At 59.5% G+C, this 20,885-nt stretch carries 19 protein-coding genes; 7 read left to right on the top strand and 12 right to left on the bottom strand.

Going from position 1 to position 20,885, the window contains the following annotated elements:
• Nucleotides 1–192 precede the first annotated feature (192 nt).
• The 6 genes from gatC (at nt 193) to P5706_RS28160 (ending at nt 5,415) form a co-directional block, all read left to right on the top strand.
• Nucleotides 193–480 (top strand): Asp-tRNA(Asn)/Glu-tRNA(Gln) amidotransferase subunit GatC, encoded by a 288-nt coding sequence (gatC, locus tag P5706_RS28135; protein WP_003188556.1) that lies wholly within the window; start codon nt 193–195, stop codon nt 478–480.
• Between the two features lie 16 nt (nt 481–496).
• Nucleotides 497–1,948 (top strand): Asp-tRNA(Asn)/Glu-tRNA(Gln) amidotransferase subunit GatA, encoded by a 1,452-nt coding sequence (gene gatA / locus P5706_RS28140; RefSeq protein ID WP_138816842.1) that lies wholly within the window; start codon nt 497–499, stop codon nt 1,946–1,948.
• A gap of 10 nt (nt 1,949–1,958) precedes the next feature.
• Nucleotides 1,959–3,404 (top strand): Asp-tRNA(Asn)/Glu-tRNA(Gln) amidotransferase subunit GatB, encoded by a 1,446-nt coding sequence (gatB, locus tag P5706_RS28145; RefSeq protein WP_285683436.1) that lies wholly within the window; start codon nt 1,959–1,961, stop codon nt 3,402–3,404.
• A 156-nt stretch (nt 3,405–3,560) separates the two neighbouring features.
• The gene (locus tag P5706_RS28150; protein ID WP_200430793.1) at nt 3,561–3,932 is read left to right on the top strand and encodes a septal ring lytic transglycosylase RlpA family protein; all 372 of its coding nucleotides are present in this window, start codon (nt 3,561–3,563) and stop codon (nt 3,930–3,932) included.
• Nucleotides 3,933–3,988: 56 nt separating this feature from the next.
• On the top strand, nt 3,989–5,035 hold the full coding sequence (locus P5706_RS28155; RefSeq protein WP_200430927.1) for a calcium/sodium antiporter: 1,047 nt from the start codon (nt 3,989–3,991) through the stop codon (nt 5,033–5,035).
• Nucleotides 5,032–5,415: a carboxymuconolactone decarboxylase family protein gene (locus P5706_RS28160; RefSeq protein ID WP_065875108.1), complete on the top strand. Its 384-nt coding sequence runs from the start codon at nt 5,032–5,034 to the stop codon at nt 5,413–5,415. Before P5706_RS28155 ends, P5706_RS28160 begins: the two co-directional genes overlap by 4 nt.
• A gap of 123 nt (nt 5,416–5,538) precedes the next feature.
• Here the strand turns inward: P5706_RS28160 and P5706_RS28165 are convergent, their stop codons facing one another.
• From P5706_RS28165 to kdgD, 5 genes are all read right to left on the bottom strand, one after another.
• Nucleotides 5,539–6,480: an AEC family transporter gene (locus P5706_RS28165; RefSeq protein ID WP_170036267.1), complete on the bottom strand. Its 942-nt coding sequence runs from the start codon at nt 6,478–6,480 to the stop codon at nt 5,539–5,541.
• Between the two features lie 186 nt (nt 6,481–6,666).
• Complete coding sequence (gene garD, locus P5706_RS28170; RefSeq protein ID WP_200430792.1) at nt 6,667–8,220, bottom strand: galactarate dehydratase; 1,554 nt, start codon at nt 8,218–8,220, stop codon at nt 6,667–6,669.
• Nucleotides 8,221–8,231: 11 nt separating this feature from the next.
• Nucleotides 8,232–9,596: an MFS transporter gene (locus P5706_RS28175; RefSeq protein WP_285683441.1), complete on the bottom strand. Its 1,365-nt coding sequence runs from the start codon at nt 9,594–9,596 to the stop codon at nt 8,232–8,234.
• A 183-nt stretch (nt 9,597–9,779) separates the two neighbouring features.
• Nucleotides 9,780–11,225 carry an aldehyde dehydrogenase family protein gene (locus P5706_RS28180; protein ID WP_110622098.1) on the bottom strand — a complete coding sequence of 482 codons (1,446 nt, stop codon included), beginning with the start codon at nt 11,223–11,225 and terminating at the stop codon, nt 9,780–9,782.
• A 54-nt stretch (nt 11,226–11,279) separates the two neighbouring features.
• Nucleotides 11,280–12,191: a 5-dehydro-4-deoxyglucarate dehydratase gene (kdgD, locus tag P5706_RS28185; protein ID WP_200430789.1), complete on the bottom strand. Its 912-nt coding sequence runs from the start codon at nt 12,189–12,191 to the stop codon at nt 11,280–11,282.
• A 236-nt stretch (nt 12,192–12,427) separates the two neighbouring features.
• Here kdgD and P5706_RS28190 point away from each other — a divergent pair, with 236 nt between their 5' ends.
• Entirely contained in the window at nt 12,428–13,582 is a 1,155-nt protein-coding gene (locus P5706_RS28190) for a phospholipase (protein ID WP_285683447.1), read from the top strand.
• Between the two features lie 183 nt (nt 13,583–13,765).
• Here the strand turns inward: P5706_RS28190 and P5706_RS28195 are convergent.
• From P5706_RS28195 to petA, 7 genes are all read right to left on the bottom strand, one after another.
• Nucleotides 13,766–15,138 (bottom strand): IS3 family transposase gene (locus P5706_RS28195; RefSeq protein ID WP_285678350.1). Its coding sequence is split into 2 segments (ribosomal slippage): nt 13,766–14,667 and nt 14,667–15,138, totalling 1,374 coding nucleotides; the frame shifts between segments, so codons are not numbered across the junction.
• Nucleotides 15,139–16,177: 1,039 nt separating this feature from the next.
• The gene (locus P5706_RS28200; RefSeq protein ID WP_124434970.1) at nt 16,178–16,927 is read right to left on the bottom strand and encodes a FadR/GntR family transcriptional regulator; all 750 of its coding nucleotides are present in this window, start codon (nt 16,925–16,927) and stop codon (nt 16,178–16,180) included.
• A gap of 158 nt (nt 16,928–17,085) precedes the next feature.
• Nucleotides 17,086–17,505, bottom strand: a complete 420-nt coding sequence (locus P5706_RS28205) for a ClpXP protease specificity-enhancing factor (RefSeq protein WP_017138265.1) — start codon at nt 17,503–17,505, stop codon at nt 17,086–17,088.
• Nucleotides 17,506–17,522: 17 nt separating this feature from the next.
• The gene (locus P5706_RS28210) at nt 17,523–18,140 is read right to left on the bottom strand and encodes a glutathione S-transferase N-terminal domain-containing protein (protein WP_017138266.1); all 618 of its coding nucleotides are present in this window, start codon (nt 18,138–18,140) and stop codon (nt 17,523–17,525) included.
• A 149-nt stretch (nt 18,141–18,289) separates the two neighbouring features.
• Entirely contained in the window at nt 18,290–19,069 is a 780-nt protein-coding gene (locus P5706_RS28215; protein WP_200430786.1) for a cytochrome c1, read from the bottom strand.
• On the bottom strand, nt 19,069–20,280 hold the full coding sequence (locus P5706_RS28220; RefSeq protein ID WP_017138268.1) for a cytochrome b: 1,212 nt from the start codon (nt 20,278–20,280) through the stop codon (nt 19,069–19,071). The genes P5706_RS28215 and P5706_RS28220 overlap by 1 nt, the downstream gene beginning before the upstream one ends.
• The gene (gene petA, locus P5706_RS28225; RefSeq protein ID WP_003216040.1) at nt 20,280–20,876 is read right to left on the bottom strand and encodes a ubiquinol-cytochrome c reductase iron-sulfur subunit; all 597 of its coding nucleotides are present in this window, start codon (nt 20,874–20,876) and stop codon (nt 20,280–20,282) included. The genes P5706_RS28220 and petA overlap by 1 nt, the downstream gene beginning before the upstream one ends.
• Nucleotides 20,877–20,885 lie beyond the last annotated feature (9 nt).

Consider the following 20,885-nt stretch of genomic DNA (forward strand, 5'->3'; position numbering starts at 1 on the left):
AACGCGTGGGTAAAAAAGTGCGGCAAACTCTAACAACGACAGGGATTTTGGGCAAGGCGCCAATGTGCTAAATTGGCCGACTTTCTGTGCACCAACCCCCACAATCGCGGCCTTATGACCGTAGAAATGCGGTAGTGTTCCGACAATCTAACACACGGATGCCCTCCGTTCTGTTTTCCACTGGAGAAACCCATGGCGCTTGAACGCTCCGACGTGGAAAAAATCGCGCATCTGGCCTCGCTTGGCCTGAATGACGCCGATCTTCCACAGACCACCGCAGCCCTGAACAGCATTCTCGGGCTGGTCGACCAAATGCAGGCCGTGAATACTGACGGCATCGAGCCCCTGGCTCACCCGCTGGAAGCCAGCCAGCGCCTGCGCGCAGACGTTGTGACCGAGCGAAATAATCGCGAGGCCTACCAGTCCATCGCGCCAGCGGTCGAAAACGGCCTGTACCTGGTTCCGAAAGTCATCGACTAAAGGGAAAGAGCCTTTCATGCATCACATGACTCTGGCCGAGATCGCCCGCGGTCTCGCCGACAAAAAGTTTTCTTCCGAAGAGCTGACCCAGACCCTGCTGGCGCGTATCGCCGCGCTGGACCCCAAGGTCAACAGCTTTATCAGCCTCACCGAGGAGCTGGCCCTGAGCCAGGCCAAGGCCGCCGACGTACGTCGCGCCAACGGTGAAAACGGCGCACTGCTGGGCGCCCCGATCGCCCACAAAGACCTGTTCTGCACCCAGGGCATTCGCACCAGCTGCGGCTCGAAGATGCTCGACAACTTTAAAGCGCCCTACGACGCCACTGTGGTGTCCAAGCTGGCTGCCGCCGGGGCCGTGACCCTGGGCAAGACCAATATGGACGAATTCGCCATGGGTTCGGCCAACGAGTCGAGCTACTACGGCGCGGTCAAAAACCCGTGGAACCTGGAACACGTACCCGGCGGTTCCTCCGGCGGCTCGGCTGCTGCTGTTGCCGCGCGTTTCCTGCCGGCGGCCACGGCCACCGACACCGGCGGCTCGATCCGCCAGCCTGCGGCTTTCACTAACCTCACTGGTTTGAAGCCGACCTACGGTCGCGTTTCCCGCTGGGGCATGATCGCCTACGCCTCCAGCCTCGATCAGGGCGGCCCACTGGCACGCACTGCGGAAGACTGCGCAATATTGTTACAAGGTATGGCCGGGTTCGATAAACAGGACTCAACCAGCATCGATGAGCCAGTGCCGGACTACAGCGCCAGCCTTAATACCTCGCTTAAAGGCCTGCGTATCGGCGTGCCGAAAGAGTATTTCAGCGCCGGTCTCGACCCGCGTATCGCCGAACTGGTGCACAACAGCATCAAAGAGCTGGAAAAGCTCGGCGCCGTGATCAAGCAAATCAGCCTGCCGAACAACCAGCACGCGATTCCTGCGTACTACGTGATCGCGCCGGCAGAAGCCTCCTCGAACCTGTCGCGTTTCGACGGCGTGCGTTTCGGCTATCGCTGCGAAAACCCGAAAGACCTTACCGACCTGTACAAACGCTCCCGTGGCGAAGGCTTCGGCGCCGAAGTACAACGCCGGATCATGGTCGGTGCCTACGCGCTGTCCGCCGGTTACTACGACGCGTACTACCTCAAGGCGCAAAAAATCCGCCGCCTGATCAAGAACGACTTCATGGCGGCCTTTGAAGAAGTCGACGTGATCCTCGGCCCGACCACGCCAAACCCGGCCTGGAAGATCGGCGCCAAGACCGGCGACCCGATCGCCGAGTACCTGGAAGACCTCTACACCATCACCGCCAACCTCGCAGGCTTGCCGGGCTTGTCCATGCCCGCAGGTTTCGTCGATGGCCTGCCGGTCGGCGTGCAATTGCTCGCCCCGTATTTCCAGGAAGGCCGCCTGCTCAATGTGGCGCACCAGTACCAGTTGAACACCGACTGGCACACTCGCACCCCTACCGGCTTCTGAGGAGAACACTATGCAATGGGAAGTTGTGATCGGGCTGGAGATACATACCCAGCTCGCCACCCAATCGAAGATTTTCTCCGGTAGCGCCACCACATTCGGTTCCGAGCCGAACACCCAGGCCAGCCTGGTTGACCTGGGCATGCCCGGCGTACTGCCGGTGCTGAACGAGGAAGCGGTGCGCATGGCGGTGATGTTCGGCCTGGCGATTGACGCCGAAATCGGCCAGCACAACGTGTTTGCGCGCAAAAACTACTTCTACCCGGATCTGCCCAAAGGCTACCAGATCAGCCAGATGGAATTGCCGATCGTCGGCAAGGGCTACCTGGACATCCCGCTGGAAGACGGCACCATCAAACGTGTCGGCGTGACCCGTGCGCACCTGGAAGAAGATGCCGGCAAGAGCCTGCATGAAGAATTCAACGGTGCCACCGGCATCGACCTGAATCGTGCCGGCACACCGCTGCTGGAGATCGTTTCTGAGCCGGACATGCGCAGCGCCAAGGAAGCCGTGGCCTACGTCAAGACCATCCACGCGCTGGTGCGTTACCTGGGTATCTGCGACGGCAACATGGCCGAAGGCTCGCTGCGTTGCGACTGCAACGTGTCGGTGCGGCCAAAAGGCCAGGCCGAGTACGGCACACGCTGCGAGATCAAGAACGTCAACTCGTTCCGCTTCATCGAGAAGGCGATCAACACCGAAGTGCGTCGCCAGATCGAATTAATCGAAGACGGCGGCAAGGTGATTCAGCAAACGCGCCTGTACGACCCGAACAAAGACGAAACCCGCGCCATGCGCAGCAAAGAGGAAGCCAACGACTACCGTTACTTCCCCGACCCGGACCTGCTGCCGGTGATCATCGAGGACTCGTTCCTTAATGACGTGCGTGCCACCCTGCCGGAATTGCCGCCGCAAAAACGCGAGCGTTTCCAGGAACAGTTCGGCCTGTCGGTCTACGATGCCAGCGTATTGGCCTCCAGCCGTGAGCAAGCCAACTACTTCGAAAAAGTCGTGAGCATTGCCGGCGACGCCAAGCTGGCGGCCAACTGGGTAATGGTTGAACTGGGCAGCCTGTTGAACAAACAGGGCCTGGAGATCGACGAAGCCCCGGTGACCGCCGAGCAGTTGGGCGGCATGCTGCTGCGCATCAAGGACAACACCATCTCCGGCAAAATTGCCAAGACCGTGTTTGAAGCGATGGCCGCAGGCGAAGGCAGCGCCGACGACATCATCGAGAAGCGTGGCCTCAAGCAAGTCACCGACAGCGGCGCTATTTCGGCCGTACTCGATGAGATGCTCGCCGCCAATGCCGAGCAGGTTGAACAATACCGTGCGGCAGACGAAGCCAAACGCGGCAAGATGTTCGGCTTCTTTGTCGGCCAGGCGATGAAAGCCTCCAAAGGCAAAGCCAACCCGCAACAGGTGAACGAACTGCTCAAAAGCAAGCTCGAAGGCTGACAGCGGTGAACGGTCGGAGTGGGATTCCATAAACACTTCGGCCTCATGTGGGAGCTGGCTTGCCTGCGATAGCATCACCTCGGTGCAACTGAAATACCGAGGTGCCTGCATCGCAGGCAAGCCAGCTCCCACATTCAAATTGGGGGTTTGCTCAACATGAAGCGTCTACTCGGCCTCCTGGCCCTGTTCTCTCTGCTGGCCGGTTGCGCCAGCGGCCTCATCGACCCCAACGGCTACGACGAAACCGGCACCGCCTCCTATTACGGCGCCAAGCACCATGGCAATAGAACCGCCAGCGGTGAACCCTTCAACCAAAACGCCCTGACCGCCGCCCATCGGCGCCTGCCCTTCGGCACACGGGTCAAGGTGACCAATCTCGACAACAACAGATCCGTCGTGCTGCGCGTCAATGATCGTGGCCCGCACACCCGTGGCCGCCTGATCGATGTTTCCCGCAAAGCCGCTGAGCAACTCGGTATGCTGGGCAGCGGCACCGCACGGGTTCGCGTGCAAGCGCTGAGCAACTGACAGGAGCCTTGGCCATTTCCGCACTCACCGCCCTCTCACCCTTCAGCCTGCTCGAATTGGTCAGCGGCTTACTGCTGCTGATTCTCGGCGCCGAAATCCTGGTGCGCGCCGCCGTGCGCCTGGCGGCCAGCCTCAAGGTGCGGCCGCTGATCATCGGTTTGAGCATCGTCGCCTTCGGCAGCAGCGCGCCGCAGATGACCGTCAGCCTGCAAGCCACCCTGGCGGGCAATACCGACATCGCCGTGGGCAGCGTGATCGGCAGCAGCATTTTCAACATCCTCGTGACCCTGGGCCTGTCTGCGCTGATCATTCCACTGCGGGTATCGCGGCAACTGGTGCGCCTGGACATTCCGGTGATGATTTGCGCCGCGCTGCTGGTGTTTACCCTCTCGGCCAATGAAGAGCTGACCCCCGCCGACGGGCTGGTACTGCTCGCGGCGCTGGTGGCCTACCTGGGTGTGTTGCATTACCAGACCCGCCACTCCCGGCGCCCGCGCACGCTGGACACTGTGGCCAGGGCGCCGTGGTTGAGCAGCGTGTTGCTGATGCTCGGCGGGCTGCTGATTCTGGTGCTGGCCGGGCATCTGCTGCTGGGCGCGGCGGTGGACGTGGCGAGTGATCTGGGCCTGTCGGAACGCATCGTTGGCCTGACCTTGATCGGCGTCGGCACTTCGTTGCCGTGCCTGGCCACTTCGCTGATTGCCGCCGTGCGCGGCGAGCGCGAGATTGCCGTAGGCAATGTGATCGGCAGCAGCCTGTTCAACCTGCTCGGCGTACTGGGGTTTACCGCGTTGGTGGCGCCGTCACCGCTGTCGGTATCGCCTAACGCCCTCGATTTTGACTTGCCGGTGATGCTCGCCGTGGTGGTGCTGTGCCTGCCGGTGTTCTACACCGGTTACCGGGTCACCCGCGCCGAAGGCCTGGTATTGCTGGGCCTGTACCTGGTGTACGCACTGCACGTGGTGTCGTTCACGTTCGGCATGCCCTTGGCTACCCGGCTGGAAAAACTGATGCTGTATTACGTCCTGCCGGCGCTGATGGCGTTTCTGCTACTCAGCACGCTGCGAGCCTGGCGCCGCCAACACAAGAGGGAAGCGCAATGACCGATCAGAAAAAGCCCGGAGTTGAGATGCGTCGCCAGGTGATGGGCGACGTGTTCGTCGATCGCGCACTGGGCAACGCCACCGAGTTCACCCAGCCGCTGCAGGACTTTGTCAACGAACATGCCTGGGGCAGCGTGTGGAATCGCGAGGGTCTGCCCTTGAAGACCCGCAGCCTGATCACCCTGGCAGCCCTGACCGCACTCAAGTGCCCGCAGGAACTCAAGGGCCATGTGCGCGGCGCACTGAACAATGGCTGCACGGTGGAAGAGATTCGCGAAGCGCTGCTGCATTGCGCGGTGTATGCGGGTGTGCCGGCGGCGATTGATGCGTTTCGGGCGGCGCAGGAAGTGATTGAGGCGTATCAGGCAGATAAGCAGTGACAGTTAGATAGTCATCGCAGCGATGCGGCGATCCGACAAGCCAGCTCCCACATTTGAACTGTGAATACATTCAAATGTGGGAGCTGGCTTGCCTGCGATTGGCCCTAAGACACACCACAAAGCTTAGATCCAACCACCCGCCTGCAACACAAAAATCCCGATATTGGTGGTCACCGCCGCCATCAACGTAGTAATCACAATAATCGCCGCCGCCAACTCATGGTTGCCCTCTGCCGCCCTGGCCATGACAAAACTCGCGGCCGCCGTCGGCGCGCCGAAATACAGAAACAAAATCCCCAATTCCGGCCCGCGAAAGCCAAGCAGCCACGCGCCCAGCGTCGCGAATAGCGGCAGGCCGATCATCTTCACCAGGCTGGCACTCAAGGCCATGCTCCCGCTTTTGCGCAAGGCCGCCAATGACAAGGTGCCGCCAATGCAGATCAATGCCAGCGGCAAGGTCATGTCCGCCAGGTACTGCCCGGACGACTCCAGCCATCCCGGCAAGCCGATCTTGAAGATCGCGAACGGCGCGGCGACGATCACGCTGATAATCAGCGGGTTGGCTATCACGCTTTTGAAGATGCTCCACGGGTCGGACTTGATCACCGGGCTGTACACCGCCAGCACGATGGTCGACAGCGTGTTGTAGAACAGAATCACCAGCGCCGCGAGAATGGCGCCAAGGGAGATGCCGTAGTCGCCGTACATGCTGGCCGCCAGCGCCAGGCCGATCACGCCGTTGTTACCGCGAAACGCGCCTTGGGCATAAATGCCACGGTCTTCACGCGGGCAACGAAAGATCGCCCAGCCCCAGGCCACGGCAAAGCTCAGCAGCGTGGCGACAGCAAAGTAGATCAGCAAACCGGGCTTGAGCGCCGAATGCAGGTCGGCGTGGAGGATGCCGAGAAACAGCAGCGCCGGCATGGTGACGTTGAACACCAGGGACGATGCAACGTGGATGAAGTTGTCGTTGATCCAGTTGATGCGCTTGAGCAGCACCCCCAGAAACAGCATGGCAAACACCGGCGCGGTGATGGTCAGGGTGGTGAGGAAGATAGCCAGCATGCCGGGGAGAACCTTGGTGGGTGTCGTCAGTTGGCTAATGATAAGCCATGCAGCCCGGTTCGTCTGGGCAACCCCGAGCAAATGTGGGAGCTGGCTTGCCTGCGATGGCGCAGTGTCAGTCGATATATTCGTTTCTGATACACCGCCATCGCAGGCAAGCCAGCTCCCACAGGTTTCGACTCGGTCTCAGGTGATAGGTGCAGGGTTGAACAGGGTGATGTCGTTATGCAGCTTATGCCGCTCCGCCCACGTCTGTTTCTTGCCGCTGGCCACATCCAGGTAGAAGTGGAACAGCTCCCAGCCCAGCTCCTCGATGCTCGCACGCCCGGTGGCAATGCGCCCGGCGTCGATATCGATCAAGTCCGGCCAGCGCTGCGCCAATTCCGTGCGCGTCGACACCTTGACCACCGGCGCCATCGCCAGCCCATACGGCGTGCCGCGCCCGGTGGTGAACACATGCAGGTTCATCCCGGCCGCCAGTTGCAGGGTGCCACAGACAAAGTCGCTGGCCGGCGTGGCGCAAAAGATCAGGCCCTTGCCCTTGAACCGCTCACCTGGGCCAAGCACCCCATTGATCGCGCTGCTGCCGGATTTGACGATGGAGCCCAGGGACTTCTCGACAATGTTCGACAACCCGCCCTTTTTGTTACCCGGCGTGGTGTTGGCGCTGCGATCCGCCTCGCCCTTGGCCAGGTAACGGTCATACCAGTCCATTTCCCTGACCAGTTCCTGGGCGACTTCCTTGCTCTCGGCGCGCGACGTCAGCAGGTAGATGGCATCGCGTACTTCGGTGACTTCGGAAAACATCACCGTCGCTCCGGCCCGCAACAGCAAATCCGAGGCATAGCCCAACGCCGGGTTGGCGGTGATGCCGGAAAACGCGTCACTGCCGCCGCATTGCATGCCCAGGATCAATTCCGACGCGGGCACAGTTTCGCGGCGACGCTGGTCAAGTTTCTTCAAGCGGGTTTCGGCCAGCGCCATGATCTGTTCGATCATTTCGGTAAACCCGTGGCTGGAGTCCTGCAAACGGTACAGCCAAGGCTCACTAAGGTCGACGGAACTGTCGTTGTCGTGCATCACCTGCCCGGCCTGCAACTTCTCGCAGCCCAGGCTGATCACCAGCGCTTCGCCGCCCAGGTTCGGGTTGCGTGCCAGGTTGCGCACGGTGCGAATCGGAATATAGGCATCGGTCGCAGTGATGGCCACACCACAGCCGTAGCTGTGGGTCAGCGCCACCACGTCATCAACGTGCGGGTACTTGGGCAGCAACTCGTCCTTGATGCGCTTGACCGCATGGTCCAGCACACCAGTGACGCATTGCACCGTGGTGGTGATGCCGAGAATATTGCGCGTGCCGACGGTGCCGTCAGCATTGCGGTAGCCCTCAAACGTGAAGCCTTCCAACGGCGCCTGGGTGGCAGGCACCTCGGTCGACAGCGGCAAGCTGTCCAGCGGCGGCGCAGTGGGCATGCGCAACTGGTCTTCCTGCACCCAACTGCCGCGCGGAATCGGCGCCAGCGCGTAACCGATGGTCTGCCCGTAGCGAATAATCTCACCGCCTTCGGGGATATCTTCCAGGGTCACCTTGTGGCTCTGCGGGATGAAATCCACGGTGACCAGGCCGTCCGGAAATTCGGTGCCGGCCGGCACGCCCTGGTCGTTCACCACGATCACCACATTGTCGCGCGCGTGCAAACGGATCGAGCGCGGCGAGTCGGCATGTTCAATCAACTGCATTACATCGCCCCTCAGGAGTGCACTTGGGTAAGGTTAGTCAGTTCCGGGCCTTTGCTCGGCGGCTCTTTGAGCACCACGCGCTTGATCGGGCCGACGATCACCAAGTAGCTGAACACCGCCAGCAGCGCGTTGGCGCCAACGAACACCAACGCCCATTTGAACGAGCCGGTGGTGGCGATGATGTAACCAATCACAATCGGCGTGCTGATGGACGCCAGGTTGCCAAACATATTGAACAAGCCGCCACTGAGCCCGGCGATTTGTTTCGGTGAAGTGTCTGACACCACCGCCCAACCCAGTGCGCCAACGCCTTTGCCGAAGAAGGCCAGGGCCATGAAGCCGACCACCATCCATTCAACGTCAACGTAGTTACACGCGATGATGCTGCTGGAGACCAACAAGCCGGCAATGATCGGAGCCTTGCGCGCGAAAGTCAGCGAATGGCCTTTGCGCAGCAGGTAGTCGGAAATCACGCCGCCGAGTACGCCGCCGATAAAGCCGCAGATGGCCGGCAACGAGGCGATGAAGCCCGCCTTGAGAATGGTCATGCCGCGCTCTTGAACCAGGTACACCGGGAACCAGGTCAGGAAAAAATAGGTGATGCCATTGATGCAGTACTGGCCCAGGTACACGCCGAGCATCATGCGATTGGTGAGCAGTTGGCGGATGTAATCCCACTTCGGCCCGTCGGTTTTCTGGCCTTTGGTTTTGTCCTGATCCATGTCGACCATCGCACCATTGGCCGCGATGTGGTTGAACTCGGCTTCGTTGATCATCGGATGCTGGCGCGGGCTGTGGATAAGTTTGAGCCAGATCAGCGAGAACAGGATGCCGATGCCACCCATCACGATAAACACGTGCTGCCAGCCGAAGGTGTAGACGATCCAGCCCATCAGCGGTGCAAACAGCACCGTGGCGAAGTACTGCGCCGAGTTGAAGATCGCCGACGCTGTGCCGCGTTCAGCCGTAGGAAACCACGCCGCCACAATACGGGCGTTTCCGGGAAACGAAGGCGCCTCAGCCAGGCCCACCAAGAAGCGCAGCATAAACAGCGCCACAATCGCGGTGGAGACCCCGAATTCACCGACATAGCCTTGCAACACGGTGAACAGCGACCAGGTGAAAATGCTCAGCGCATAGATTTTTTTCGAGCCGAACCGGTCCAGCAGCCAGCCACCGGGAATTTGCCCGGCCACGTAGGCCCAACCGAATGCAGAGAAGATATAACCGAGGGTGACCGCGTCAATGCCGAGGTCTTTTTGCAGGCTGGAGCCGGCGATGGCGATAGTGGCTCGGTCGGCATAATTGATCGTGGTCACCAGGAACAGCATGAGCAGGATCAAATAGCGGACGTGAGTCGGCTTGGTCGCTTGCATGAAGAAGTACTCCCACTAATTATTTTTTTTGCGGGTAATCATTTCTGTTTTAAGTGCAGGAGCCGCTTTGTGTGGGAGCTGGCTTGCCTGCGATGCAGGCACCACGGTGTGTCAGTTACACCTTGGTGATGCAATCGCAGGCAAGCCAGCTCCCACATAAGCCGCTGCCTACCGGGCCATTTCCTACGACCCGATGTAGCTGGTTTTCACCACTGTGTAGAACTCTTGCGCATAGCGACCTTGCTCACGCGAGCCGTAGGACGAGCCCTTACGGCCACCGAACGGCACGTGATAATCCACGCCAGCGGTCGGCAGGTTGACCATCACCATCCCGGCCTGGGAGTGGCGCTTGAAGTGGTTGGCGTACTTGAGCGAGGTGGTGGCAATGCCCGCCGACAGGCCGAACTCGGTGTCATTGGCCATGGCCAGTGCCGCCTCGTAATCGGCGACGCGCACCACGTTGGCCACCGGGCCGAAGATCTCTTCACGGCTGATACGCATGGCGGCTTCGCTGTCGGCAAACAGCGTCGGCGCCAGGTAGTAACCTTCGGTGTCACAAGTCACCAGGCCGCCGCCGCTGACCAGCCGCGCGCCCTCGCTCTGGCCGATGTCGATGTACTTCAAGTCCTGGTCCAACTGGGCCTGGGAAACCACCGGGCCAATGTCAGTGCCGCTTTTGAGCGCGTGGCCGACTTTGATCGACTTCATGCGCTCGGCCATGGCCGCGACGAACTGGTCGTGGATACCGGCAGTGACGATCAAACGGCTGGACGCCGTGCAACGTTGGCCGGTGGAGTAGAACGCGCTCTGTACCGACAGCTCGACGGCCTGCTTGAGATCGGCGTCATCGAGGATGATCTGCGGGTTTTTACCGCCCATTTCCAACTGCACTTTGGCCTGGCGCGACACACAGCTGACGGCGATCTGGCGACCCACGCCAACCGAGCCGGTAAAGCTGATGCCGTCGACTTTAGGGCTGTTGACCAGCACATCGCCAACCACACGGCCGCTGCCCATCACCAGGTTGAACACACCGGCCGGGAAACCGGCGCGGGAGATGATTTCGGCCAAGGCCCAGGCGCAACCCGGCACCAATTCGGCCGGTTTGATCACCACGCAGTTGCCGTAAGCCAGGGCTGGGGCGATTTTCCACGCGGGGATAGCAATCGGGAAGTTCCACGGCGTGATCAGGCCGACTACACCGAGGGCTTCGCGGGTGACTTCCACATTCACGCCCGGGCGTACCGAAGGCACGTAATCGCCAGACAGACGCAGGCACTCGCCGGCGAAGAATTTGAAGATGTTACCGGCACGGGTCACTTCGCCGATGGCTTCTGGCAGGGTCTTGCCCTCTTCACGGGCCAGCAAGGTGCCGAGTTCTTCGCGGCGGGCAAGGATTTCGCTGCCAACTTTATCCAGTGCGTCGTGGCGCGCCTGGATGCCGGACGTCGACCAGGCCGGGAACGCGGCGCGGGCGGCATCGATCGCAGCGTTGACTTGGGCTACATCGGCCTTGGCGTATTCGCCAATGACATCGGACAACTCCGACGGGTTGATGTTGTTGCAGTAGTCGGCACCGGCCACCCACTCGCCGTTGATGTAGTTTTCAAAACGTTTGGCTTGGGACACACATTCTCTCCTGACGCAAAAGGCCGCTGATTGCTCAGCGGCCTTGTGGATAAGTTACTGCGGACCTTGCTTGTCGATCAGCGCGGCCAGGGCTTCGTATTCTTCCGGCAGCAGGTCGGTCAGCGGCGTGCGCACCGGACCTGCGTCGTAGCCAACAATTTTGGCGCCGGCCTTGACGATGCTCACCGCGTAACCGGCTTTACGGTTGCGGATGTCGAGGTAAGGCAGGAAGAAGTTGTCGATGATCTTGGCAACAGTGGCGTGATCGTCCTCGGCAATCGCGTGGTAGAAGTCCATCGCGGTTTTCGGGATGAAGTTGAACACTGCCGAGGAGTACACCGGCACGCCCAGGGCCTTGTAGGCAGCGGCGTAAACCTCTGCAGTCGGCAGGCCTCCGAGGTAGCTGAAACGGTCGCCGAGACGGCGGCGGATCGACACCATCAGTTCGATATCGCCCAGGCCATCTTTGTAACCGATCAGGTTCGGGCAGCGTTCGGCCAGACGTTCGAGCAAAGGCGCGGTCAGGCGGCAAACGTTGCGGTTGTAGACCACTACGCCGATTTTGACCGACTTGCACACGGCCTCAACGTGGGCGGCGACGCCGTCCTGGCTGGCTTCGGTCAGGTAGTGCGGCAACAGCAGCAGGCCTTTGGCGCCAAGACGCTCGGCTTCCTGCGCATATTCGATGGCCTGACGGGTCGAACCGCCGACACCGGCCAGAATCGGCACGCTGGTGGCGCACGTATCAACAGCAGTCTTCACCACTTGGGAATATTCGCTGGCGGCCAGGGAGAAAAACTCACCGGTGCCGCCGGCGGCGAACAAGGCAGTGGCGCCGTAAGGGGCCAGCCATTCCAGACGCTTGATGTAGCCCGCCTGGTGGAAGTCACCCTGGGCATTGAAATCGGTTACCGGAAAAGACAGCAGACCGTGGGAGAGGATGGACTTCAGTTCTTGTGGATTCATTATTCGAACACCCTGGATGAAGACTTTCTGTCGAAAGGTTGTTGTTGGTTTTGATGATGTCGTACGTCATCGTACAACTATAAAAAGATTCGTCAACTGCAATTCATCGGGCTTCATCCCTAGAGAAGTGTTTAAACGCGGCTTCTTGACGTAGGAAATTATTCATCTATGCTCCGAATAACTGTATATACATACAGTTATTACGGAAGATTCCTACGACATAGCAAGGAGCTAACATGTCAGGTCTTGAACTCGCAGCACCCGAAAAAACCCCACCCACCCTACGTTTTGAAGGCGGTGAACACACGGCCATCGGCGATGACACCCTGCTGCGTTTCGTCAAGGACGCCCCGGCGATTCCTGCGCGGCAAGTTGAACTGCACCTGCCCAACGGCCTGGCGCTGACCTACGGCCAAGTGATCGCCCTGGGCGGCGACTTCTATGGCATTCCCGGCCAAGCCATCAGCGACGGCGCCTCCCCGGCCGAGCGTGTGCAACGCTTTATCGCCGCCTTCAACTCGCTGGCGGTGCTACCGGCCTCGCGCGAAGAAGCCGGGAAAATCCTTGCAGTCATGCAAAAGGAGATCAACGCGGTCAACCAGGCAATCCGCGACGGCAAACAACCCCATGAAGCCTATGATGCGCTGGGTGATACGTTGTCCGAGGAATGGAACCGCATCACCGGCGGCGGCAGCGCGGTTTCGGCGCTGATTCCACTGGGGCGCTACTTGAAGCTGGCCGCAGACAACGCCGACCACTTTGGCGAATGGGCGCTGTCGGCATACCTGGCCGGCCATACGGCGGCACTGCAACAGGCGGTCATCGCGCACCAGACCGGCACCGACCAGGCGCTGGAACTGGCGTATGCGATGAACAGCTTTGCCGATCATTTTTTGACAGATCTGTTTTCTGCCGGCCACCTGCGCGTGCCGCGCAAGCAATTGGCGGCGGTGGTCACACCTGGAGAGCTGGGCTCGCTGATCAGCCGCTTCATGCACGACGAAGACAGCAAATTCGGGCTCAAGGTACGCAATGCCAAGGGTGATCAGTGGCACGCTTATGGGGACAAGCGCTACTTCGATACGGTCGACGCGGACAATCGGGCCATGGTCAAACGTGCGGTGCAGGCCTCGGCCGATGAGATCTTCGAGACCTTTATCAGCGGTATCGCGCCCTCTGCGGCCAGCTTCAAGGCGCCGTTGTATGTGCCGGACCTGAATGCTGCGCAGAACCCGGCGAACAATTTTTCGCCGCTGTTCAAGATGGAGGGTGACAAGGTGCTGCGCCGCAAGGACGTGAATGACCTGAACGACAAGCACTGGACCAATGATTGGTGGGGTTGGAGCACTTACCTGCTGCTCAAGGACTACAAGCCCAACCAACCGGCCTGACACTGATCGTACCAACCGACCTGCCACTGATCGTTCCCACGCTCTGCGTGGGAATACATCCTGTGACGCTCTGCGTCACCTTGCACGGGGCTTGAGATACTCGCGCACATCGGGACGCGGAGCGTCCAGGGCGGCATTCCCACGCAGAGTGAACTGACCCCACAAAGTTGGACGTTTACCCATCTATGCCTGAGCGGCCTGAGTTCTGTATTCAACAGGACTCAGGCCGTTTAGCTTCAGTCTGATACGCGAGTGATTGTAATACTGGATGTACTCGTCGATGCCAGCGTGAAGCTCATCAAGGTCGTTAAATTTATTCAGATAAAAAAACTCTGACTTCAGTGTGCCGAAAAAACTCTCCATGGCCGCATTGTCGTAGCAGTTACCCTTGCGCGACATGCTCGGCGTCACGGAGCTTTTTTTGAGAGCCTGCAGGTAAATGGGCATTCGATACTGCCAGCCCTGGTCTGAGTGCAAAACCGGTTTTTCATGCGGCTGAAGTCGCTTGAATGCACCTTTGAGCATCTTCCCGACCATATCGAACAGCGGCCTTCTGGCAACCTCATAGGAAATGATTTCGCCGTTGTACAGATCCAAAACGGGCGACAGATAAAGCTTCTGGCCTCCAACTTTGAACTCTGTAACGTCGGTTACCCACTTTTGATTGGGTGACGGAGCTTCGAACTCACGCCTCAAAAGATTTGCCGCTACCTTGCCTACCTCACCCTTGTAGGCTCGGTATTTCTTCACGCGCACCAAGCTCTTGAGCTGAAGCTGCGCCATCAGTCGCTGAACCGTCTTGTGATTGACGAGATGACCAGCGCTTCGTACCGCAGCCGTTATCCGGCGGTAGCCATACCGGCCCTTATGCTCATCGAACGTCGAACGAATCTTGTCTTTCAGCTCAGCGTGCTTATCAGCCGCTTGCAGCGCCTTTTGCTGATAGTAAAAGGTGCTGCGTGCCAAACCGGCGAACTTCAGCAGGCTTTCGAGAGAGTGCCGCGGCCTCAGTCCTATTACGATTCGCGCTTTTTCTGCTGCGCTACTCGTTTCTTCTCCTGAACCAAGGCATCGAGCTTTTTTAGGTAGTCGTTTTCCATCCGCAACTGCTTTACCTCGGCAAGCAAATCATCGCGTGAGCGCGACTCATCATCGGGTGAGTCGGGTTGAACAGGAGGAATGGTGGTTGGCATTTTTTTCGGACGTCCGGCTCTATTAGGCTGCTTGGTAAGGGCATCAAAACCGCCCTCATCATAGCGGCGCTCCCAGAGGCCGATGATGCCGAACCTGCGGATGTCGAACAAGGCCGCCGTCTGCCGATAGGACAGCTGTTCCTTACGCATACGTTTCAAAACAGACAGTTTGAAGTCGTTGCTATAGCGCTGCAGCTTTTTCTGTTTCAGCCCGGCAGCGCCATGCACCTGATAGGCCGCAACCCACTGGCGAAGGGATGAAAAATCCACATTGTGACGGTGTGCCACATCCCTCAAACCCGCGCTACCGGAACAGTAGTCCTGCACTGCTGCCAGTTTTACTTGCTCTGTGTACTTACCCATGACACCCCCAAAGGTTGTGTCCAACCTTTGGGGGTCAGTTCAGAGCGTGGGAACGATCAACTCCAGGCCAAGGAGATCAAAATGCGGGAGCTGGCTTGCCTGCGATAGCGGTGCGTGCACACAGTATCAGTTGCCTGACACTCAGCCATCGCAGGCAAGCCAGCTCCCACACTAGAGCGTGTTTGGCGGTTAACCGCGCTGCGCTATGATCGTTCCCACGCTCTGCGTGGGAATACATCCCGTGACGCTCTGCGTCACCTTGCACGGGGCTTGAGATACTCGCGCACATCGGGACGCGGAGCGTCCAGGGCGGCATTCCCACGCAGAGCGTGGGAACGATCAACTCGAGGCCAAGGAGATCAAAATGTGGGAGCTGGCTTGCCTGCGATAGCGGTGCGTGCACACAGTATCAGTTGCCTGACACTCAGCCATCGCAGGCAAGCCAGCTCCCACACTAGAGCGTGTTTGGCGGTTAACCGCGCCGCGCTATGATTGTTCCCACGCTCTGCGTGGGAATACATCCCGTGACGCTCTGCGTCACCTTGCACGGGACTTGAGATACTCGCGCACATCGGGACGCGGAGCGTCCAGGGCGGCATTCCCACGCGGAGCGTGGGAACGATCAACTCCAGGCCAAGGAGATCAAAATGTGGGAGCTGGCTTGCCTGCGATAGCGGTGCGTGCACACAGTATCAGTTGCCTGACACTCAGCCATCGCAGGCAAGCCAGCTCCCACACTAGAGCGTGTTTGGCGGTTAACCGCGCTGCGCTATGATCGTTCCCACGCTCTGCGTGGGAATACATCCCGTGACGCTCTGCGTCACCTTGCACGGGGCTTGAGATACTCGCGCACATCGGGACGCGGAGCGTCCAGGGCGGCATTCCCACGCGGAGCGTGGGAACGATCAAACTCGAGGCCAAGGAGATCAAAATGTGGGAGCTAGCTTGCCTGCGATAGCGGTGCGTGCACACAGTATCAGTTGCCTGACACTCAGCCATCGCAGGCAAGCCAGCTCCCACATTAGAGCGTGTTTGGCGGTTAACCGCGCTGCGCCTCTGCCTCTTCATGGGCATGGCGCAGCCGTTCACGGCTGTTGGTCAAATGCAGGCGCATGGCCGCGCGGGCCGCATCCGAATCCTGGCGGGCAATTGCCTCATAAATCTCTTCGTGTTCGCGGCTCAGGCGGCCCATGTAGTGCTGCTGATCATCATGGGCCAGGCGCGCCGAATTCAGCCGGGTACGCGGAATGATGCTGGTGCCCAGGTGGGTCATGATGTCGGTGAAGTAGCGGTTGCCGGTGGACAGTGCGATTTCCAGGTGGAACGCAAAATCTGACGCCACCGCATCGCCGGCGTGGGCCGCGCTTTCATTCAGCGCATCGAGCGCCGCGCGCATGGCCGCCAGTTGTTCGTCGCTGCGGCGCAACGCAGCAAGGCCAGCCGACTCCACTTCCAGGCTGATACGCAACTCCAGAATCGCCAGCACATCCCGCAGCGTTACCACTGTGGCCGGGTCGATCCGGAAACCGCTCGGGCTGGGCGTGTCCAACACAAAGGTGCCGATGCCGTGGCGGGTTTCCACTTGGCCCGCCGCCTGCAAGCGCGAGATGGCCTCACGCACCACGGTGCGGCTGACCCCATGGGCTTCCATGATGGCCGACTCGGTGGGCAACTTGTCGCCACGTTTAAGCTGGCCGTCGCGGATCTGCTCGGACAACACCGTGACCAATTCCTGGGCAAGGCTGCGGCGCTTGCGGGGAAGACGAGGGGCGGCGTTGGCGTTTTCCATGACGAATGATCTTTCTCGGCGAACTTGAGCCCGCATCATAGCCCATGGCGGTTGTACGATCACCGTTCTGACACGACTTTCATCCATATCCTTTACGCAAAAAAATGCCCCGGCACAGGCCGAGGCATTTTTAGCGCTCACCCAAGGGTGAACACCGCTTACTTCACCACTTTCAGGCTCGGCCGACCGCTTGGACGCGGCGGTTCGGAGTCCGGTGGCGGTACATCATCACCGTCTTCGCCTTCGATCGTTTCGTCATCCTCGAAAGGCGACTCCAGATCAAACACCATGCCCTGGCCATTTTCCCGGGCATAGATCCCGAGGATGGCACCAATCGGCACGAACAGCGTATGCGGCACGCCGCCAAAACGCCCTTCGAAGCTGACGGCTTCATTGTCCATGTGCAGGTGGCGCACAGCACTTGGCGAAACGTTCAGTACGATCTGCCCGTCACTGGCAAAACCCTGCGGCACGTCAACCTTGGGAAATTCAGAGTTGACCAGCATGTGCGGGGTGCAATCGTTGTCCACAATCCACTCATAGAGCGCGCGGACCAAATAAGGTCGACTGGAGTTCATCAGCGGCTCCTTAAGCCTTAGCGCATGTCGCGTTCGACACCAGACAGACTCGCCTGGAAAGCCTCACGCGCGAACTGGCGCTCCATGTAATCAAGCAACGGCTTGGCCGGCCGTGGCAGTTCAATGCCCAGAATCGGCAAGCGCCAGAGTATGGGTAATAGGCAGCAATCCACCAAGCTTTGTTCCTCACTGAGGAAAAAAGGCTTGTCGGCGAACAGCGGCGAAACGCCGGTCAGGCTCTCGCGCAATTCCTTGCGCGCTTGCACACGAACGGCTTCTTTACTGCGTGTATCCAGGATCACATCCACCAGCCCGCACCAGTCACGCTGGATCCGATGGATCAGCAGGCGGCTGTTGGCACGCGCCACCGGATACACCGGCAGCAAAGGCGGATGCGGGTAACGCTCATCCAGGTATTCCATCACCACGGTTGACTCCCACAACGCCAGGTCACGATCGACCAGGGTGGGCAAGCTGCCGTAAGGGTTCACTTCGATCAGTTTCGGCGGATGACGACCTGCCTCCACACTGATGATCTCGGCGCTGACACCCTTCTCTGCGAGCACGATGCGTACTCGGTGGGAATAGTGGTCGGCGGGGTCGGAGTAACAGGCCAACCGATTGGTCACGCCCATGGCGGTCCTCCTCGCTTGTTGAAATTATGGAAAGCTCAAAAACGAGCGCGCCCAGAGAGCATCCCTGTAGTGCCTGGTTCAACCAGACCGCTACGTATTCAGAGATGCCGCTGGGCGCGCAAGATTAACAGCAATTGCTTACGGTTGGATCAATGCACATCCTTCCAGTATTCACGTTTGAGCAGATAGGCGAATACGAAGAAGAAGGCCAGGTACAGCAACACATAGGTACCGATGCGCTGATGCTGCAATTTGACCGGGTTGGCCGAGTAGGCCAGGAAGGTCACCAGATTCTTGACCTTCTCGTCGAACTGCTCTTCATTCAGCGTACCGGTCTTGGGCACGATGGTCAGCTGATCGCACGCTTCGTGTGTCAGAGGCGTGCCGGTCAGCGGATCATATTGCTTCTTGCCGTCTTCAACGACCTGAACCTGCTTGCATCCTACCACTTGGCGACCCTGCAGGCCGACCAGAACGTTAGGCATACCGACGTTCGGGAAGACTTTGTTGTTAACGCCGTAAGGGCGCGCCGGGTCTTCGTAGAAGGACTTGAGGTAGCCATACAGCCAGTCGGTACCGCGCACGCGCGCCACCAGGGTCAGGTCGGGCGGCGCAGCGCCGAACCAGGCCTTGGCATCTGCCGGCTGCATGCCGATGCTCATGTGGTCGCCGATCTTGGCCCCCGTGAACACGGCGTGGCTGAGCATCACCTCATGGGGAATGCCCAGGTCATCGGCAACCCGCTCGTAACGCTGGAACTTGGCGCTGTGACAGCCCATGCAGTAGTTGGTGAACGTGCGCAGGCCATCTTGCATGGCGGCCTTGTCGGACACGTCGATATCGACTTTTTCCAGCTCCGCGCCGTGCTCGGCAGCGAAGGACAGTAGCGGCAGCGCCGCAAGGATCAAAGCAACGAATAACTTTTTCATCAGCCAGTCACCCTTTCCGGAACCGGTTTGGTCTTCTCGAGCCGGGTGTAGAACGGCATCAGAATGAAGTAGGCGAAGTACAGGAATGTGCAGACCTGCGACAGCAGCGTGCGCTCAGGGGTCGGTGCCAATACGCCCAGCACGCCCAGGATCACGAATGCAATGCAGAACACCCACAGCCAGATCTTGCTCAGCCAGCCTTTGTAGCGCATTGACTTGACCGGGCTGCGGTCGAGCCATGGCAGTACAAACAGCAGCGCAATCGACGCGCCCATGGCCATTACGCCCATGAGCTTGTCGGGGATAGCACGCAAGATCGCGTAGAACGGCGTGAAGTACCAGACCGGCGCAATGTGCTCAGGCGTCTTGAAGGCGTTGGCCTGTTCGAAGTTAGGCTTCTCGAGGAAATAACCGCCCATCTCCGGGAAAAAGAACACGATCGAGCAGAAGATGAACAGGAAGACCACCACGCCGACAATGTCTTTGACGGTGTAGTACGGGTGGAACGGAATGCCATCCAGCGGGATGCCGTTTTCGTCTTTATGCTTCTTGATGTCGACGCCATCGGGGTTGTTGGAACCCACTTCGTGCAGCGCCAGGATGTGCAGCACTACCAGGCCCAGAATCACGATAGGCAATGCAACGACATGCAACGCAAAGAAGCGGTTCAAGGTGATGCCGGAGATCAGGTAGTCACCGCGAATCCACTGGGTCAGGTCGTTGCCGATCACCGGGATCGCACCAAACAGCGAGATGATCACCTGGGCGCCCCAGTACGACATCTGGCCCCACGGCAGCAGGTAGCCCATGAAGGCCTCGGCCATCAGCGCCAGGTAGATCAGCATGCCAAAGACCCACACCAGCTCGCGTGGCTTCTGGTACGAACCGTAGAGCAGACCACGGAACATGTGCATATACACGACGATGAAGAACGCTGACGCGCCGGTGGAGTGCAACAGACGCAGGATCGAGCCGTACTCGACGTCACGCATGATGTACTCGACGGAGGCGAACGCCTCTTCCGCCGACGGCGTGTAGCTCATCGTCAGCCACACACCGGTAACGATCTGGTTGACCAGCACCAGCAAGGCCAGCGAGCCGAAGAAGTAGAAGAAGTTGAAGTTTTTTGGCGCGTAATATTTGCTGAGATGGTCTTCCCACATTTTAGTGGCGGGGAAGCGCGCATCCACCCAATCCATGAACTTGCTCATCAGGCTTTCTCCCCCTCGTCGACGCCAATGACAATGACACTGTCAGTCTCGTAGTGATGTGGCGGCACTGGCAGGTTCAGTGGTGCGGGTTGTGACTTGTAGACGCGACCGGCGAGGTCGTAGTGGGAGCCGTGGCAAGGGCAGAAGTAGCCACCGACCCAATCCTTGCCAAGGTCGGCAGGAGCAACTTCCGGGCGGAAGGTAGGCGAGCAACCCAAGTGGGTGCAGATACCGATCAGCAGCAGGATCTCTGGCTTGATCGAACGGATTTCCTTATCGACGTAGGCGGGCTGGTCGGAGTTCTTCGAGTCGGGGTCAGACAGCTGACCTTCGATTTTCTTCAGATTCCCCAGGATTTCCTCAGTACGACGAACGATGAAGACCGGCTGACCGCGCCACTCAGCAATCATCTGCTGGCCTGGGTCGATCTTGCTGACATTCACCTTCACCGGTGCACCTGCGGCTTTCGCCTTGGCACTGGGAAACCATGACCCCACGAACGGGACCGCAGCCCCCACCGCTCCTGCAGCACCCACCACGGATGTGGCTGCTACCAAGAAGCGACGCCGGCCTGCATTCACGCCGTCATTGCTCATTCAGTCCTC

This window comes from Pseudomonas sp. ChxA (assembly GCF_030263855.1).
In the GTDB taxonomy this organism is placed as follows: Bacteria; Pseudomonadota; Gammaproteobacteria; order Pseudomonadales; family Pseudomonadaceae; genus Aquipseudomonas; species Aquipseudomonas fluorescens_CB.